Consider the following 18,013-nt stretch of genomic DNA (forward strand, 5'->3'; position numbering starts at 1 on the left):
ATGGCTCAAAACAAAACATACATATACGATTTTTGCACAATCCAAAACAACGAAATTGTTTTAAATGGAGATTCTATTTTTAAAATAGAACCCACTTTATTTGCTGATTTTTCGAAACAAGCTTATCGCAATTTTGAGATTAATTATCCTAAGTTTTTCAAGATGGACTCTTTAAGCAAGCTTGCTTTTTTAGGAGCCGAATTACTTTTGAAATCAGAAACAGAATCGCACCAGAACGATAGTGAATTGACAAAGCAAACGGAGAATAATACCGCTTTACTTTTAGCAAATAAATCATCCAGTTTAGATACCGATGTAAAATATCAGGAATCTATATCTGATAAAGAGAATTATTATCCAAGTCCGGCCGTTTTTGTTTATACCTTGCCAAACATTTGCTTGGGCGAAATAAGCATACGTCATCAATTAAAAAGCGAGAATTCTTTCTTTATATTTGATGCCTTCAATCCAGAATTCATGAACAGTTATGCCAATACGCTTTTGCATACCAATAAAGCGGAAAAGGTACTTTGTGGATGGGTTGAATTTTTTAATGAGGAATATAAAGCTTTTCTTTGCCTGATTGGTAAAGACGAAAACCATAAGTATCAAAACGAAACGATAGAAACATTATATAATAAATAATCATGGACGCATTAAAATTAGAATTAAAAAATAAAATTATTACTGTTTTAAACCTTGAAGATATTACCCTTGAAGATATTAATGACAATGACCCTTTGTTTGGAGATGGTCTAGGTTTAGACTCTATCGATGCTTTGGAATTAATTGTTATTCTTGATAAAGATTACGGAATTAAATTAGTTGACCCGAAAGAAGGAAAAGTAATTTTCCAATCAATCGAATCAATGGCTGCTTACATAACAGCTAATAGAACTAAATAGACTTTTTCAGACTGATTAGACTGATTAGACTGGCTTAGATTTTTATCCCGATCCCGAAACGTCGGGACGGGATTAGATAAAAGTATTGTCTGAAAACCCAAGAAGTCTAATAATTCAAAATAGTTTCAAGAAGCTTTTTCAAAGTTTAAAATAATAAATTGTTCGATTTTTAAATTATTCAACTATCCTCTAGTTTTTCATGAATTTTTATCTAGAAAATCTAAGAAGTCTAAAAATCTAAGAAGTCTAAAAATCTAAGTCGTCTAAAAAAATGGTAAAAGGAGTTGCTATAACTGGTATGGGAATAATTTCTTCAATCGGAAATTCGGTTGAGGAAAATTATATTTCATTAATAAATAACAAAGTTGCTATTACAACTATCGAAAACATTTCGACAGTTCATGCCGATGTTATTAAGGTTGGTGAAATAAAAAAAACCAATGCTGAGTTAATCGCTCAATTACAACTTGACGAAGAAAACAACTTTTCGAGAACAGCTATGCTTGGTACAATTGCTGCCAAAGAAGCTGTTGCAAATGCAGGAATTACATCAATTAATGAATATAAAACGGGATTAATTTCGGCAACAAGCGTTGGCGGAATGGATATGACCGAGAAATATTATTACGATTATTTTGACAATCCCGAACTCGAAAAATACATTAGTTGTCATAATTGTGGCGATGTAGCTCAAAAAATTGCCGACGAACTCGGATTAATAGGAATGGTTACTACAATAAGTACCGCTTGTTCTTCGGCTGCAAATGCAATTATGCTTGGTGCACGATTGATAAAAACCGGAAAACTAGACCGAGTAATTGTTGGTGGAACCGATGCTTTGGCAAAATTTACAATCAACGGTTTTAAAACTTTAATGATATTATCTGATGGATATAATAAACCATTTGATGATGAACGCAAAGGATTAAACCTAGGCGAAGCTGCTGCGTTCTTAGTTTTAGAATCTGAAGAAATTGTAAAAAAAGAAAACAAAAAAGTTCTCGCTCGTGTTTCTGGTTACGGCAATGCCAATGATGCTTTTCATCAAACTGCTTCGTCCGAAAATGGAGATGGTGCTTATCTTGCTATGAAAAAAGCATTTGATGTTGCTGCTATAAATCCTGGCGAGATCGATTATATAAATGTTCACGGAACGGCAACTCCCAATAATGATTTATCTGAGGGAAGAGCAATTCTTAGAATTTACGACCAGAAACCTGTTCCCGATTTTAGCTCGACCAAACCTTTTACAGGACATACACTGGCGGCAGCGGCGGCAATCGAAGCGGTTTATAGCGTACTTGCTATTCAGAACAATGTGGTTTTTCCAAGTTTAAACTTTGAAACTCCAATGCAGGAATTTAATCTGACGCCACAAACAACATTAAAACATAAAAATATCGAACACGTATTATCAAATTCTTTCGGATTTGGTGGTAATTGTTCTACTCTTATATTTTCTAAAAGCAAATGAGGAAAACATATATAAATGGTACAGGTTGTCTTTCAGCTCAAAAAACATTTGATACTGTTTTTTTAGAAGAAGCTGAATGGAATAAAAATGACAACGTTTTATTTTTAAAAAAACCTATTTACAAAGATTTCATTTCTCCAGTTGCAAGCCGAAGAATGGCTAATGGAATCAAAAACGGGATTGTAGCTTCGGCTTATGCATTAAAAGAAGCCAATATTACGAACATTGATGCTATTATTACCGGAACCGGAATGGGGTGCATCGAAGATTCGGAGAAATTCCTAAAAGCAATTATCGATAATAACGAGGAGTTTTTAACTCCTACTGCTTTTATACAATCAACACACAATACTGTTGGAGCACAAATAGCCCTAACATTGCAATGCAAGGGATATAACTTTACTTATGTAAATGGTGCAATCTCCTTTGAGTCGGCTCTTTTGGATGCAAAAATGCAGATTGAAGGAAACGAAGCCAACTCAGTATTAGTGGGTGGAGTTGATGAAAACGGAGATTATACTATCTCACTTTTTAAATTAGCAGGATACATAAAAGAGGAAAGAAATGAACCTTACGAACTTTTAAACGAAACCACAAAAGGATATGTTTGTGGTGAAGGAGCTAGTTTTTTTGTTTTAGAAAATGAAAAAAAAGAAACTACTTATGCTGAACTTCTAGATGTAGAAATCAAGAACAAGTTGCAAGAAAGTGAAGTTGAAGCTAAAATTATTGAATTCTTAAAATCGAATAATTTAGAGATTTCGGATATTGACGCTGTTGTTTTAGGCTTAAATGGTGATGTAGAATTCGATTCTTATTATACCAATTTAACCGAAAATGCTTTCGCAAATACACCACAGGTTTATTACAAACATCTTTGTGGAGAATACAATACTGCTTCGTCTTTTGGATTATGGGTTGGTTCTAAAATTATCAAGACACAAACAATCCTAGAACTGATTAGAGTTAATTCACTAGAGAAACCAGCATATAATACTATTTTATTGTACAATCAATTAAACGGTAAAGACCATAGTTTTACATTAATTTCAAAATGATAACGCATAAAAACACTTCTTTGTTTTTTATCATCATATTGCTTTTACTGCTTCTTTCGAAACTTTATATCGCAATCAACATTTGGTGGTTTATTATCATTGGAATAATCTGGTTGAGTATTGCTGCGATAAACTCGGCACGAATAAATTCTAATTATCATGTAAAGGCTTATTGCAATAATTCATCGGTAACTAAAAAGAAAATTGCATTAACGTTTGATGATGGTCCAAGCGAAACTACATTAGAAATTCTGGATGTTTTAAAAAAATACGATGCAAAAGCTACCTTTTTCTGCATTGGAAAAAACATCGAGAAACATCCCGAAATTATAGAACGTATTTTATCCGAAGGACATTTGGTAGGGAATCATTCTTATAGTCATTCTGATTTTTTTGATTTTTACAATGCTAAAAAAATACTCGAAGAACTGAGGAAAACGGATGCGCTTCTGGAAAAATTTACTTCAAAAAAAACACAATTTTTCCGTCCACCGTATGGCGTAACAACACCATCCATCCGAAGAGCTTTAAAAATAAGCAACCATAAAGTAATTGGTTGGAATATCCGGTCGCTTGATGGCGGCATTAAAGACCAAGAGATTATTTACAATCGCATTATAAAACGAGTTTCTCCTGGCGGAATTGTACTTTTGCATGATACAGCCAAGCATTCGGTTTTGGTCTTGGAACAGTTCTTGCAGTTCTTGCAGCAAAACAATTACACCGTAATTTCGGTTGAAAAACTTTTGAATCTTAAAGCATATGAAGAAGACTAAAATATACTTATCCGTTATAATTCTGAACCTGTTCGTCTTGAACTCGTTTGCACAAGAACAAAAAATGTCTGATAGTGAAATTGCAGCTTTCAAGCAATCTGTGAATGTAGTTTCTAAAAAAATAAAAACATTAAGTACCGATTTCGTTCAGTACAAACATTTGGATTTTTTATCCAAGGATATTGAAACATCTGGAAAGATGATTTTTAAAGAACCAAGCTTATTACAATGGCAATACAAAAAACCATATAATTATAGTATTGTTTTTAAAAATGGTAAAATCCTGATTAATGACGAAGGCAAAAAAAGTGCGGTCGATATTGGAAATAGCAAAATCTTTGGTCGAATCAATAAACTTATTGTAGGTAGTGTAAGTGGCGATATGTTTGATGATAAGGAATTTAGCATCAGTTATTTTAAATCAAAAAACCAGAACATTGCCAAGTTTATTCCAAAAGATGTAACTTTAAAAAAATACATCAAGCAAATAGAATTGACTTTTGATAAAGAAGACGCAACTGTTGTTCAGGTAAAATTACTTGAATCATCTGAAGATTATACTCGAATTGTACTTAAAAATAAAGTGATAAATGCAAAAATCGACGACTCCGTATTTACTAATTAATTGCTTTCTAGTCATTTTCTTGTTTTCTTGTGGTCAAAAAATTACCAAAAATTATACTCCAAAACCATTAGAAAAAACGACTTACGAAGCTCCTTATTTTTCTAATCCCGAAATTGATTATGTCTATAAAGCAAACATAACGGTTTATGGTCATGAACTGTCAGGAATTTTTATTGCCAAGAAAATAAATGATACTACACATCGAGTAGTATTTACAACTGAATTTGGTAACAAATTATTAGACTTTGAAATTTCGGAAACCAGTTTTAAAGTCAACTCAATTGTATCCGAATTAGACCGAAAAATTCTTATTTCGACCTTAAAAAAAGATTTTCGTTTACTTCTTAAAAAGAACTACATAATCGACAAATTATTTGAAAATCAAGAAAATACCATCTACCAAACCAAAGATGGTAAACAATATAATTTTATATTTTTATCTAAAGAAAATAACAAACTAGAGAAGGTAGTACATGCCTCACAAACAAAAGAAAAAATAACTATTAGTTTTAGTTCAGAAAACAATATTTTTGCAGAAAAAATAGAGATTTTACATCAAAATATAAAGTTAAAAATAGAGCTGAATTATTTTAAATCAGAGTAAAAATTAAACGAATCATTAAAAATTAAATCAAAAATGAAAAAATTAATCTTAATCGCAGTTGTATTCCTTGTTGGAATCCTTAACACACAAGCTCAGGTAACTGTAAGTCCAGGAATTCGTGGCGGTTTAAATATTTCGAACTTAACCAATTTTGGATCTAGCGACGCTAAAACAGATTTTTATGTGGGTGGTTTGGTAGCCATAAGATTCAATAAATATTTTACTCTTCAGCCAGAACTAACCTATACAAGACAAGGCGCAGAAGCACGTGAATATTCATATGAATCATTTAGATCAAATAAAGTAACCTACGAATTAAATTATGTTTCATTAGGTGCAGTTGCTAAATTTCATTTTGCAGGAGGTGGATTTCATATATTAGGTGGTCCGTCGGTAGATTTTAAAACAAGTGATAATTTCCCTTCATACGACTACAATCCAGTTGGAGTTGATGTTGCTTTCGTTGCTGGTCTTGGATATACTTTGCCTAATGGTTTAACTTTTGAAGCAAGATTTAAACAAGGACTAATCGATATTTACGGATATGATGGTATTGATAACGGATACGATGATTACTATGATAACATCATATTAAATAACGTTTTCCAAATTGGGATTAGTTATACATTTAAAGTAAAATAACCTGTTAGGTGTAAATTACAGCATCTGTTCACTCGGGTCATAAAAATTTTATTTAACGTATAAAAACATAGATTTCATACGTTAAAATTAACTACACCCAACAGGGTTGAAATAAAATGTAACTATGGTTTTAAAAGACTTTTATAAAATACTTTCATTAGAAAACACAAGTGATTCTAAATATGATGCTGTCATTTTAGTAAATGATAAACACGATGTTTTTAAAGGTCATTTTCCAGACAACCCGATAATGCCGGGAGTATGTATGATACAAATTATAAAAGAACTTTCGGAAACAATTACCAAAAGTAACCTAATGATGCAAACGCTGAGTAATGTAAAATTCATGGCGCTAATTAATCCCGAAGTTACACCCGAATTACGTTTAGAATTGGATATCACCACAACCGAAGACGGTTTGGTAAAAGTAAAAAATACGACTTATTTTAATGAAACAGTTGCTTTAAAACTAAGCAATGTTTATAAAAAGACTTAATCATGAAACTATTTTTATCCATATTTTTATTAGTAAGTCTGGTAAGTACACCAGATCTTGCAACTATTAGGAAAATATATCCAACAGCTTCAGGTTCTGAAACAAGCGCAAAAGATTTTACTGCAAAACTAAACGACATTTCGACCACAGACGAAAATATTCTGGTAGCATATAAAGCCGCTTCTATCCTATTGGATTCTAAATATGAGAAGAAAGTTTCGGCCAAAATGAGTCGTTTTAAAGAAGGTGCTAAATTATTAGAAAGCACTGTCGTAAAAGAGCCAAACTCGATAGAAATTAGAATGATTCGATTAAGTATTCAGGAAAATGTTCCTGGAATTACGGGTTATAAAAAAAACATCAAAGAAGACAAAAAATTTATTCTGGCACATTATAAAGATCAAAATACTGCGCTAAAGGAATATCTAAAGAACTTTATCCTACAATCTAAAAGTTTTTCTGCAGAAGAAAAGCAAACTGTAAAGTAGTTAAAGCAAAACCACAAAATGGAACCTATTTTATCTCAAGAAGAACAACTTGCCCAAACTAATTTTTGTGTTATTGTACCCACGTACAACAACCACAAAACGTTAGCAAAAGTTCTTGATTCTATTTTAACCTACACCAAAGATGTTATTGTAGTCAATGATGGATCGACAGATAAAACAAGAGAAATTTTAGAAAATTTTCCAGAACTCATACAAATTCACCATCCCGAGAATCAAGGAAAAGGAATTGCATTACAAAACGGATTTAATAAAGCAATTGCTTTAAATTACGAATATGCGATAACAATCGATTCCGATGGACAACATTTTGCTTCGGATATTCCTTCGTTTATTGATGCTATCCAAAAAGAACCAAATTCCTTGCTTATTGGAAGTCGTAATATGACTCAGGAAAATGTACCTAAAAAAAGTAGTTTCGGAAACAAATTTTCAAACTTCTGGTTTTGGTTTGAAACAGGAATTAGACTTCAGGACACACAATCCGGATTTCGATTATACCCTTTACGATTAATTCCCGAGAGACATTTCACGCCTAAATTTGAATTTGAAATCGAGATTATTGTACGTGCTGCCTGGAAAGGCATTCCGGTTAAAAACATTCCTGTCAAAGTTTTGTACGACCCTCTCGAAAGAGTTTCACATTTTCGTCCATTCAAGGATTTTACCCGAATCAGTATCTTAAATACCGTATTGGTTTTTATTGCTCTTGTTTACATTAAACCGAGAGATTTAGTTCGGAAAATTAAAAAAAAAGGACTTAAAAAATTCCTACTAGAAGATATTCTGGAAAGCGACGAATCTAATTTTAAAAAATCGGCTGCAATTGCATTAGGAGTTTTTATTGGGATTTCACCATTTTGGGGATTCCAGACCGTATTACTTCTTTTCTCTGCCACCTTATTCAAGCTTAATAAAGTCATCGCTTTTTTGGCATCAAATGTTAGTTTCCCACCATTCATCCCATTAGTAATATATGGATCTTTAAAAATGGGAAGTCTTTTTATAACAAATACAGCTCCTTTGGTACTAAATGATTCACTATCACTTACAAATGTATCAAAGAATGTAACACAATATGTTGTTGGGAGTTTAGTATTAGCATCCGTAATGGCATTATTATTAGGATCAATAGCCTACTTGCTTTTAACATTGTTTAGTACACCCAAAAATAAAACCAATAATTAAATTAAATATTTTGCCACAGATTAAAGGATTAAAGAAAATTATATTCGCAACGGGAGTAATCTGTGCGAATCAGTATAATCAGTGGCTAAAAAAACTATAAGCATGCATCATTATTTTTACGCCATACATCTATTTGTAAACAAGAGAAAATCGTTATCGGTTTTCTTGGCAATTGCGATGCTTTTTATATTTGGCTTTTTTGCTTCAAAAATTAAATTTGAAGAAGATATCACCAAACTTATTCCAACAAACGATAAAGCCGATGTTACTGCCAAAGTATTAAAGCAGCTTAATTTTGCCGATAAAATCACCGTTATTTTCCAAATTGAAAAAGACGGAACTGATGAAGATTTAAAAGAAATGGCAGCAGTTTTTACAGATAGTATTGCCAAAACTTGCAAGCCTTATATAACAGCTGTACAAGGAAAAATCGATGAAGAAAACATTCAGGAAACTATCGATTTTGTTTACAACAATGTGCCTCTTTTTCTAGACGATAAAGATTATGCAACCATACAATCAAAATTGCAACAAGATAGTATTGCGGCAACAGTGCAAGGAAATTACAAATCGATAATTTCTCCTTCGGGATTTATTACCAAAGATTTTATATTACAAGATCCATTAGGGATTTCATTTATAGCCCTAAAAAAATTACAGCAATTAAATGTTGGCGATGATTTTACCCTCGACAATGGTTTTGTAATGACCAAGGACAAAAAGAAATTGTTATTGTTTATTACTTCTAATCTACCTTCGAGCGAAACAGAACAAAACTCCATTTTTGCAGCAAAGCTTAATACAATAAAAGACAATTTAAACAAGCAATTTAAAACAAAAACTTCAGTAAGTTATTTTGGATCAGCACTTATTGCCGTTGCAAATGCCAACCAGATTAAGAGCGATATTGTACTTACTACAACTATTGCAATGATTACATTAATGCTTATCTTGATTTTGTTTTATCGAAAAGTTTTTATCCCATTAATCATATTTCTTCCAACAGTTTTTGGCGCTTTATTTGCCGTTGCATTTTTATACTTTGTCAAGGAAAGAATTTCGGCGATTTCACTTGGTATTGGTTCAATTCTTTTAGGAATCACAATAGATTATTCTATACATATCTTAACACATTACAAGCACAATAGCGATGTAAAAACATTGTACAAAGACATTACGATGCCAGTAATCATGAGTAGTTCTACAACTGCTGTTGCATTTTTATGTCTGCTTTTTGTAAAATCGGATGCATTAAACGACTTAGGAATTTTTGCTGCAGTAATTGTAATGGCTTCCGCATTTTTCTCCCTTCTCATTGTTCCGCATTTGTATAAACCAAAAGAAAACAATTTTGAACACAAGAAAAATGTGATTGATAAATTGGCGCATTTTTCATTTCATAACAATAAATTCTTAATTGGCTTTTGCGTTCTTATTACAATAATTTGTTGTTTTACTTATAACGATGTTGGTTTTAATAACGATTTATCACAACTTAATTTTGTTCCAAAAGAAATTAAAGCTGCCGAAAAAGATCTTGAAGAAAGTACAACAAGCTTAACTTCTAAAACTATTTATCTGGCATCCTACGGAAATAGTATGGAAGATGTTTTGCAAAAAAACAGCTTGCTTTTTAATGCTCTTGCAAAAGAAAAACAGGAAAACAAAATATTAAATTATAGTTCTGTAGGAGGAATTATGCTTTCGCAAAAGGAGCAAAAGCAAAAAATTGATAAATGGAATTCATTTTGGGATACTAATAAAAAGCAACTATTAAAATCCCAATTAATAAACGAAGGTGCAAAACTGGGGTTTAAACCCACAACCTACACCACATTTTTTGACCATCTTGATGCCAGCTTCAAACCTATAACCTATCAGGATTATTTAAAGATAAGTGCCTTACAATTACAGGAATTTATTAGTGAGAAAAACGGCTTTTTCACCATCTCAACATTAGTAAAAGTTGCTCCCGAACAACGTGACGCATTTGTAAAATCGGCTTCTGCCAAAGATGGTTTATTGGCAATTGACCGCCAGCAAATGAATGAAACTTTCTTTAGCACACTAAAAACCGATTTTAATTCTCTTGTAAATTATTCTTTTGTCGCCGTGATCCTTATTCTGTTCTTCTTTTTCAGAAGAGTTGAATTGGTTATTATAAGTTGCATTCCGATTGCATTAACCGGAATTGTAACTGCTGGTATCATGGGAATTTTTAATATCGAATTGAATATTTTTAGCATGATTGTATGTACTTTGATTTTTGGTCATGGTGTCGATTTTAGTATTTTCATGACAAGCGCCTTACAAAAAGAATATACAACCGGAAAGAATGAGATTGCGATATACAGAACATCAATTATACTTGCGGTAATAACAACCATACTAGGAATTGGTGCTTTGATATTTGCCAAACACCCCGCATTACAATCTATTTCATCAATTTCATTAATTGGGGTTTTTGCAGCGCTAATCATTACATTTATCTTCTACCCAATTTTATTCAAGCTATTCTTGTCTAATCGCCCTAAAAACGGAAAAGCACCATTCCAGCTTCGTTCCTTTATACATGGCGTATTATCATTTTTATACTATGGTCTTGGTGGAGTCCTAATGTCCCTTTTTTGCCTGACATTTATGAAAATTCTTCCTCTAAAAGAAGAGACAAAAATAAAAGGATTCCGATATCTGATTTCTAAATTCATGAAATCCGTTTTATATACAAATCCATTTGTAAGCAAAAAAGTAATTAATATTCATAACGAGAAATTCGAAAAACCAGCTGTAATTATTGCCAACCATTCTTCCTTTTTAGATATTTTGGCAGTTGGAATGCTAAGCCCTAAAATCATTTATCTGGTAAGCGACTGGGTTTATAATTCTCCTATTTTTGGTGCTACGGTAAGAAAAGCAGGTTTTTATCCCGTATCAGAAGGTCTTGAAGGAGGTCTTGAACATTTACGCAAAAAAATTGACGAAGGATATTCCTTAATGGTTTTCCCAGAAGGAACAAGATCTGAAAGCAATCAGGTAAAACGATTCCATAAAGGCGCATTTTATCTTGCAGAACATTTTAATCTGGATATTATTCCTATCCTGATCCACGGTACTTCAGAAGCGTTGCCAAAAGGAGATTTCATTATATATGATAGTGCAATAACCATTTCTATTCTTGAGCGAATTACTCCTGATAATCTTTCTTTTGGGAAAAATTATACCGAAAGAACAAAGCAAATAAGCACCTTCTTTAAAGCCGAATTCCATAAAGTACGAGAGCAGCTTGAAGGACCAGATTATTTCAAAAAAATAATTATCAATAGTTTTGATTATAAAGAATCAGAAATAATAAATAGTGTAAAAAAGAATCTAAAAACCAATTTAGAGACCTATTATCTATTAAATAAATACATAAAACCTAAAGCCAAAATCTTGCATCTTACCAATGATTATGGCCAACTCGATTTACTATTAACATTACAAGAACCACAACGAAAGATTGATTCTTATACAACCGATGAAGAAAAACATAAGGTTGCACAAACCAATTATATCGTTAAGAAAAGAGCCATACATTATCTGGAAAATCTAGATGTGGCATTACAAAAACAATATGATGTTGTTTTAGTTTCCGACGAAAGTTACAACTCAATTATTGAAAAAATTATTCCGACAACATCTTGTTTTATTTTAATAAATAGCACAAGTTTAAAGGACACATTGCTTAATTTTGGCTATACTTGTACAAATGAAGAAGACAAAATTATAGTCTTAAAGAAAGAATAGCATGAAAGAACGTTATGATGTTGTTATCGTAGGAAGCGGTTTAGGCGGTCTTGTTTCGGCTATTATTCTTGCCAAAGAAGGATATAGCGTTTGTGTGCTCGAAAAAAATAATCAGTTTGGTGGAAACCTCCAAACATTTGTGAGAGATAAAACCATTTTTGATACAGGAATTCACTATATCGGAGGACTGAGTGAAGGACAAAATTTGTATAAATATTTCAAATATCTAGGCATCATGGATAATTTGAAACTAAAAAAAATGGATGAAGATGGTTTTGATATCATCTCATTTGAAGATGAAAACAAAGAATATCCACATGCTCAAGGATATGATAACTTCGTTGCCCAATTATTAAAACACTTTCCAGAAGAAAAAGAAGCAATAGAAAATTATTGCACAAAAATAAAAGATACCTGCGATTCGTTCCCGTTATACAACTTGCGTTGGGAAGGGAAATACGATAGCGATATCCTGACCTTAAATGCCAAACAAACCATCGATGAGATAACCGATAATAAACAACTAAGAGCTGTGCTTGCTGGTTCTAATTTTTTATATGCTGGTATTGAAGATAAATCACCTTTTTATGTACATGCTTTATCTGTAAACTCATACATTCAGAGTTCTTGGAGATGTATAAATGGTGGAAGCCAGATTACAAAACAACTCATTAAACAATTAAAAAAATACGGGGGTGAAGTTCATAAATACAAAGAAGTCGTTCGCTTTAATGTTGAAGACAACAATGTTACCAACGTTAAAATAAAAGATGGAACCGAAGTTTCGGCAACGTACTTCATCTCTAACATTGAACCCAAAACCACTTTAAAAATGGTTGGCGAAGAAAATTTTAGAAAATCATTTTATAGCCGAATCCAAAGTCTCGAAGGTGTAATCTCAGCGTTTAGTTTGTATTTGGTTTTTAAACCAAATACCTTTAAATATATCAATCATAACTACTATCATTTTAAAAATAGTAATGATGTTTGGACTGCCCATGAGTATAACGAAAACTCTTGGCCAAAAGCATATATGGCATCTATGAACGCATCTAAGAAAGATGAAGAATGGGCGGATGGAATGACTTTTATTACCTACATGAAATTCGACGATTTATTACCTTGGGTAGATACATTTAATACGACTGCCGAAAAGAATGATCGTGGCGAAAGTTATGATGAATTTAAATCCCGTAAAGCAACCAAGTTTTTAAACGAAATCGAGATAAAATTTCCCGGGATAAAAGATTGTATCCAATCGATACACACTTCTACTCCACTTTCTTATCGTGATTATATTGGTGGACATAATGGTAATATGTATGGTTACATTAAAGATTCTAACAATCCTATGAAATCATTTATTGCTTCTAAGACCAAACTTAACAACCTGTATTTAACAGGACAAAGTATTAATATGCATGGCGTTTTGGGCGTAACTATTGGCGCCGTTGTTACTTGCTCAGAAATAGTTGGGAAAGAATATCTAGTAACCAAAATCAATCAAGCCTCTGAATAATTTTGATTATGAAAAAGCGAATTCTGATTGTATTCTTAATCGGTTTTTTGTTGGTGTTTCTCTCCTGTGGCACTTCAAAATCAATGCATCATCAGCCCAATATCGCAGATTATGATGCTATTTTACCTATCGTAAAAAAACAATCCAATTCTGTATTTTCAGTTGGAAAGAACTCTCTTTTAAAAAACAAACAAGGTCTTTGGGAACTTTATGTAGAAGGCGACGCTTATCAAATTGGTCTTAACTCTGGAGCATTAACTGACTCTCTTTTAAAGAAGCAAGAACTCATATTTTTCTCAAAAATTAAAGATTTAGTACCTTCAAAGTTTAAGCAAAATATGCTTCGGAACTTTTTAAAATGGTACAACAGGAAATTATACCTCAATGTTCCCGAAGAATATCAAACCGAAATTTACGGTGTTTCTCAATATACATCTCATGATTATGATGCCATCGCATCGCAATATTTACGCAATTTATATTTACATGCAGCGCACGATATTGGGCACGCATTACAAGATTTGGCATTAGTAGGTTGTTCCTCATTTGCTGCTTGGGGAGAAAAATCTGAAGATGGGAATTTAATTCTTGGTCGCAATTTCGATTTTTATGTAAATGACGCTTTCGCGAAAGACAAAATCGTAGCCTTTATAAAACCAAAAACAGGTCATCCGTTTATGATGGTAACCTGGCCGGGAATGATTGGAGCAGTTTCAGGAATGAATCAGGAAGGATTAACAGTAACCATCAATGCAGGAAAATCGAAAATTCCGCTAATTGCCAAAACTCCTATTTCTGTTCTCACCCGTCAAATATTACAATATGCAACTAACATTGATGAAGCTATTGCTATTGCAAAAAAGACAACCGTTTTCGTTTCCGAATCTATAATGGTAGGAAGTGCCAATGATAACAAAGCCGTTTTAATAGAAGTTTCTCCACACAAATTTGGAGTTTATGAAGTCTCAAACAACAATCAGCTTATTTGTTCCAATCATTTTCAAAGCGACGCCTTAAAAGATGACAAACGAAATGAGAACCAAATTCTAAACAGTCATTCGAAATATAGATACGATAGAATGGTGGAACTTTTTGAAGAAACACCAAAAGTAAATCCTAAAAAAGCATCCGAAATACTCAGAAACAAAGAAGGTTTGGAAAATATTAAATTGGGTTATGGTAACGAAAAATCCTTAAATCAATTAATGGCGCACCATGGCATAATTTTTAAACCCGAAGAAAAATTAGTTTGGGTTTCTGCCAATCCGTATCAACTGGGAGAATTTGTTTGTTACGACTTGAATAAAATATTTAAAAACAGAGAGCAAACAGATACAATTGTATCTTTGTCTGAGAGTGAATTGAATATTGCCAAAGATCCTTTTTTGGCTACAGCCGAATTTAAAAATTATCAAAAATTCAGAATTGAAGATGAAAAAATCAATTCTTATTTAAAAAGCAAGAACGCAATTTCACCTGAATTTATTCAGGAATATCTATCCTTAAACCCTGATTACTGGGTAGTTTATTACAAAGTGGGATTGTATTTTTATCAGAAAAAAGAATATGCTTTGGCACAAAATCAGTTTAAAAAAGCATTGACAAAAGAAATTACCACACTTCCTGAAAAACAGAAAGTTGAAAAATATATTAAGAAAATCAAAAGAAAATTAAGATGATTCCAGAAATAGAAAAAGGTTCTTTAGAAGAAATTAAAGTTTTTCAAGAACAAAAATTAGTTGAACTTTTGACTTACATAAGTCAGAATTCACCTTATTATAAAGACCTTTTTGAGAAAAAAAACATTGATGTTTCTACTATCAAAACACTGGAAGATCTTCAACTTTTACCTGCTACTACCAAAGAAGATCTTCAGAATAATAACGATGATTTTCTGTGTGTACCAGTTTCTAAAATCATCGATTTTGCAACCACTTCGGGAACTTTAGGTGATCCTGTAACTTTTGGTTTAACCGATGCCGATTTAGACAGATTGGCTTACAACGAAGCTATTTCTTTTGACTGTGCCGGAATTAAAGAAGGTGATATTGTACAACTTATGACTACAATTGATCGCAAATTCATGGCTGGACTAGCTTACTTTTTAGGATTACGAAAATTAAAAGTAGGTGTAATCCGTGTTGGTGCAGGAATACCCGAATTGCAATGGGATTCTATCTTAAAATATAATCCTTCGTACCTAATAACTGTTCCTTCATTTTTATTAAAACTGATAGAATATGCCGAAAGCCATAATATCGATTATAATAATTCGAGCATAAAAGGCGCAATTTGCATCGGAGAATCGTTGAGAAATCAAGATTTTTCGATGAATATTTTATCTAAAAAAATAACAGAAAAATGGAATATTAAGCTATTCTCAACTTATGCATCTACCGAAATGAGCACAGCCTTTACCGAATGTGAACATCAAAACGGAGGACATCATCATCCCGAACTTATCATTGTAGAAGTCCTTGATGAAAATAATAATCGAGTAAAAAATGGCGAAGCTGGCGAACTTACCTTTACCACTTTAGGGATTGAAGCCATGCCTTTATTGCGTTTTAAAACTGGTGATATTGTTCAGTTGCACGATACTCCTTGTGCTTGCGGAAGAAATACTTTGCGTGTTGGTCCAGTTATCGGGCGTAAAAAACAAATGATAAAATATAAAGGAACAACCCTTTATCCGCCAGCTATGAATGATGTTTTAAGTGACTTTGATGCTATCGAAAATCACATCATCGAGATATTCACCAATGATTTAGGAACAGATGAAATCCTAATCAAGATTGCCGTAAAAAGTCAATCGAGTGAATTGTTGCAAGAAATTAAAGACCACTTTAGAGCCAAATTAAGAGTAACTCCAAAAATAGAATTTACTTCAAAAGAAATATTAAATCCTTTGGTTTTTAACCCAATGAGTCGCAAGCCGATTCGTTTTTTCGATAATAGGATTTCTTAAAAAGAGGGACAAAGGTTCTGAGGTTCAAAGGGACAAAGGTTTTTCGTAGAGACGCACTGCTGTGCGTATAAAGCCACAAAGGTTTAAAGAAGGTTCTAGGGCTCTGAGTAACAAAGGCCCAAAGGTTTTAAAATTGGAAATAATACGATCCTTTTTTAAAACCTTTGAGCCTTTAATCTTTTTATAGAGATAAACTGCCGCACCTCTATAGAAAACCTTTGAACCTTTGTCCCTCTGAACCTTCTCTAAGCCTTTGCACCTCTCCTCCCCCTTTGAATCTCTAAATAGCAAGGAATTAAACTAAAAGTTGTAATTTTGCAAAAAATAATGAAGATGGTCAAGATTGGCAACATAGAATTACCCGAATTTCCTTTACTACTCGCTCCTATGGAAGATGTGAGTGATCCACCGTTCCGTAGATTGTGCAAAACACACGGAGCCGATTTAATGTATTCGGAATTTATTTCTTCGGAAGGATTAATTCGTGACGCTATTAAAAGCCGAATGAAGTTGGATATTTTTGATTACGAACGCCCTGTTGGAATTCAGATTTTTGGTGGAGACGAAGAAGCGATGGCAATGTCATCAAAAATTGTTACAACCGTGAATCCTGATTTAATTGATATTAATTTTGGTTGTCCTGTAAAGAAAGTAGTTTGTAAAGGCGCTGGTGCAGGAGTTCTTAAAGATGTTGATTTAATGGTACGTTTAACCAAAGCTGTTATCGATAGTACTAATTTGCCTGTTACTGTAAAAACTCGTTTGGGTTGGGATGATAACTCGATAAACATCGATGAAGTTGCCGAACGCTTACAAGATATTGGTGTACAAGCATTAACGATTCATGCAAGAACACGTGCTCAAATGTACAAAGGCCATTCAGACTGGTCACATATTGCTCGTGTAAAAAACAATCCTAGAATTACAATGCCTATCTTCGGAAATGGCGATATCGATAGTCCTGAAAAAGCATTAAAATTTAAAAATGAATATGGTATCGACGGTATTATGATTGGTCGTGCTGCAATTGGCTATCCTTGGATTTTTAACGAAATAAAGCACTTTTTTGAAACTGGTGAGCATTTACCTGCTCCAACCGTTAGTGATCGTGTAGAAGCCGCAAGAAACCATCTTACATGGTCGATGGAGTGGAAAGGCGAACGCTTAGGAATTGTAGAAATGCGCCGTCATTATACCAATTACTTCAAAGGAATCCACTCGTTTAAAGAATACAAACAAAAACTAGTTACAATCGATGATCCTCAAGGATTATTTAATGTAATGAACGAAATCCAGGAAGTATATGCTGGATATGAATTTGTTTAAAAAATAAAAAAGCTTAAAACTTTGACAAAGATATTTTAAAATAAAAGACCGTCAATTGACGGTCTTTCTTATTTATAATCATAAATCGATTCTTCTATAATTACCACGGATTAATTTGTGGAAATTCGTGCAATTTGTGT

At 32.8% G+C, this 18,013-nt stretch carries 16 protein-coding genes; all 16 read left to right on the forward strand.

The annotated features are described in order from the left end of the window. The 16 genes from ACJ6WR_RS09950 (at position 1) to dusB (ending at position 17,873) form a co-directional block, all read left to right on the forward strand. Positions 1–645, forward strand: a complete 645-nt coding sequence (locus ACJ6WR_RS09950) for a 3-oxoacyl-ACP synthase (protein ID WP_409417713.1) — start codon at positions 1–3, stop codon at positions 643–645. A gap of 2 nt (positions 646–647) precedes the next feature. Continuing rightward, positions 648–905, forward strand: a complete 258-nt coding sequence (locus ACJ6WR_RS09955; protein ID WP_035620100.1) for a phosphopantetheine-binding protein — start codon at positions 648–650, stop codon at positions 903–905. A 271-nt stretch (positions 906–1,176) separates the two neighbouring features. Continuing rightward, complete coding sequence (locus ACJ6WR_RS09960) at positions 1,177–2,379, forward strand: beta-ketoacyl-[acyl-carrier-protein] synthase family protein (protein ID WP_039113369.1); 1,203 nt, start codon at positions 1,177–1,179, stop codon at positions 2,377–2,379. Beyond that, entirely contained in the window at positions 2,376–3,437 is a 1,062-nt protein-coding gene (locus tag ACJ6WR_RS09965; protein ID WP_409417714.1) for a beta-ketoacyl synthase N-terminal-like domain-containing protein, read from the forward strand. The genes ACJ6WR_RS09960 and ACJ6WR_RS09965 overlap by 4 nt, the downstream gene beginning before the upstream one ends. After that, the gene (locus ACJ6WR_RS09970; protein WP_409417715.1) at positions 3,434–4,213 is read left to right on the forward strand and encodes a polysaccharide deacetylase family protein; all 780 of its coding nucleotides are present in this window, start codon (positions 3,434–3,436) and stop codon (positions 4,211–4,213) included. The genes ACJ6WR_RS09965 and ACJ6WR_RS09970 overlap by 4 nt, the downstream gene beginning before the upstream one ends. Further along, positions 4,200–4,838, forward strand: coding sequence for a LolA family protein (locus tag ACJ6WR_RS09975; protein ID WP_039117437.1), 639 nt, complete (start codon positions 4,200–4,202; stop codon positions 4,836–4,838). The genes ACJ6WR_RS09970 and ACJ6WR_RS09975 overlap by 14 nt, the downstream gene beginning before the upstream one ends. Beyond that, on the forward strand, positions 4,804–5,442 hold the full coding sequence (locus ACJ6WR_RS09980) for a hypothetical protein (protein ID WP_409417716.1): 639 nt from the start codon (positions 4,804–4,806) through the stop codon (positions 5,440–5,442). The genes ACJ6WR_RS09975 and ACJ6WR_RS09980 overlap by 35 nt, the downstream gene beginning before the upstream one ends. Positions 5,443–5,475: 33 nt before the next feature. Continuing rightward, positions 5,476–6,084: a porin family protein gene (locus ACJ6WR_RS09985; RefSeq protein ID WP_409417717.1), complete on the forward strand. Its 609-nt coding sequence runs from the start codon at positions 5,476–5,478 to the stop codon at positions 6,082–6,084. 124 nt (positions 6,085–6,208) lie between these two features. Then, positions 6,209–6,580: a 3-hydroxyacyl-ACP dehydratase gene (locus tag ACJ6WR_RS09990; protein WP_409417718.1), complete on the forward strand. Its 372-nt coding sequence runs from the start codon at positions 6,209–6,211 to the stop codon at positions 6,578–6,580. 2 nt (positions 6,581–6,582) lie between these two features. After that, positions 6,583–7,068, forward strand: a complete 486-nt coding sequence (locus tag ACJ6WR_RS09995; RefSeq protein ID WP_409417719.1) for a hypothetical protein — start codon at positions 6,583–6,585, stop codon at positions 7,066–7,068. Between the two features lie 18 nt (positions 7,069–7,086). Next, positions 7,087–8,274, forward strand: a complete 1,188-nt coding sequence (locus tag ACJ6WR_RS10000) for a DUF2062 domain-containing protein (protein WP_409417720.1) — start codon at positions 7,087–7,089, stop codon at positions 8,272–8,274. A gap of 102 nt (positions 8,275–8,376) precedes the next feature. Continuing rightward, a complete protein-coding gene (locus ACJ6WR_RS10005) occupies positions 8,377–12,060 on the forward strand; it encodes a 1-acyl-sn-glycerol-3-phosphate acyltransferase (RefSeq protein ID WP_409417721.1) in 3,684 nt (1,227 codons plus the stop codon). A gap of 1 nt (position 12,061) precedes the next feature. After that, the gene (locus tag ACJ6WR_RS10010) at positions 12,062–13,579 is read left to right on the forward strand and encodes a phytoene desaturase family protein (RefSeq protein WP_039113356.1); all 1,518 of its coding nucleotides are present in this window, start codon (positions 12,062–12,064) and stop codon (positions 13,577–13,579) included. Positions 13,580–13,587: 8 nt separating this feature from the next. Continuing rightward, positions 13,588–15,258 carry an acyl-CoA--6-aminopenicillanic acid acyl-transferase gene (locus ACJ6WR_RS10015; protein WP_039113355.1) on the forward strand — a complete coding sequence of 557 codons (1,671 nt, stop codon included), beginning with the start codon at positions 13,588–13,590 and terminating at the stop codon, positions 15,256–15,258. Then, positions 15,255–16,547 carry an AMP-binding protein gene (locus tag ACJ6WR_RS10020; RefSeq protein WP_409417722.1) on the forward strand — a complete coding sequence of 431 codons (1,293 nt, stop codon included), beginning with the start codon at positions 15,255–15,257 and terminating at the stop codon, positions 16,545–16,547. Before ACJ6WR_RS10015 ends, ACJ6WR_RS10020 begins: the two co-directional genes overlap by 4 nt. A gap of 333 nt (positions 16,548–16,880) precedes the next feature. Continuing rightward, on the forward strand, positions 16,881–17,873 hold the full coding sequence (gene dusB, locus ACJ6WR_RS10025; RefSeq protein WP_039113353.1) for a tRNA dihydrouridine synthase DusB: 993 nt from the start codon (positions 16,881–16,883) through the stop codon (positions 17,871–17,873). Positions 17,874–18,013 lie beyond the last annotated feature (140 nt).

Source organism: Flavobacterium sp. PS2, assembly GCF_046250155.1.
In the GTDB taxonomy this organism is placed as follows: Bacteria; Bacteroidota; Bacteroidia; order Flavobacteriales; family Flavobacteriaceae; genus Flavobacterium.

Bases quoted from the DNA above. Each gene is read 5' to 3' on its own strand.
- ACJ6WR_RS10000 (WP_409417720.1), top strand. From the start codon at position 7,087: ATGGAACCTATTTTATCTCAAGAAGAACAACTTGCCCAAACTAATTTT.
- ACJ6WR_RS09970 (WP_409417715.1), top strand. From the start codon at position 3,434: ATGATAACGCATAAAAACACTTCTTTGTTTTTTATCATCATATTGCTT.
- dusB (WP_039113353.1), top strand. From the start codon at position 16,881: ATGGTCAAGATTGGCAACATAGAATTACCCGAATTTCCTTTACTACTC.
- ACJ6WR_RS09980 (WP_409417716.1), top strand. From the start codon at position 4,804: ATGCAAAAATCGACGACTCCGTATTTACTAATTAATTGCTTTCTAGTC.
- ACJ6WR_RS10020 (WP_409417722.1), top strand. From the start codon at position 15,255: ATGATTCCAGAAATAGAAAAAGGTTCTTTAGAAGAAATTAAAGTTTTT.
- ACJ6WR_RS09960 (WP_039113369.1), top strand. From the start codon at position 1,177: ATGGTAAAAGGAGTTGCTATAACTGGTATGGGAATAATTTCTTCAATC.
- ACJ6WR_RS10015 (WP_039113355.1), top strand. From the start codon at position 13,588: ATGAAAAAGCGAATTCTGATTGTATTCTTAATCGGTTTTTTGTTGGTG.
- ACJ6WR_RS09985 (WP_409417717.1), top strand. From the start codon at position 5,476: ATGAAAAAATTAATCTTAATCGCAGTTGTATTCCTTGTTGGAATCCTT.
- ACJ6WR_RS09955 (WP_035620100.1), top strand. From the start codon at position 648: ATGGACGCATTAAAATTAGAATTAAAAAATAAAATTATTACTGTTTTA.
- ACJ6WR_RS10010 (WP_039113356.1), top strand. From the start codon at position 12,062: ATGAAAGAACGTTATGATGTTGTTATCGTAGGAAGCGGTTTAGGCGGT.
- ACJ6WR_RS10005 (WP_409417721.1), top strand. From the start codon at position 8,377: ATGCATCATTATTTTTACGCCATACATCTATTTGTAAACAAGAGAAAA.
- ACJ6WR_RS09990 (WP_409417718.1), top strand. From the start codon at position 6,209: ATGGTTTTAAAAGACTTTTATAAAATACTTTCATTAGAAAACACAAGT.
- ACJ6WR_RS09975 (WP_039117437.1), top strand. From the start codon at position 4,200: ATGAAGAAGACTAAAATATACTTATCCGTTATAATTCTGAACCTGTTC.
- ACJ6WR_RS09965 (WP_409417714.1), top strand. From the start codon at position 2,376: ATGAGGAAAACATATATAAATGGTACAGGTTGTCTTTCAGCTCAAAAA.
- ACJ6WR_RS09995 (WP_409417719.1), top strand. From the start codon at position 6,583: ATGAAACTATTTTTATCCATATTTTTATTAGTAAGTCTGGTAAGTACA.
- ACJ6WR_RS09950 (WP_409417713.1), top strand. From the start codon at position 1: ATGGCTCAAAACAAAACATACATATACGATTTTTGCACAATCCAAAAC.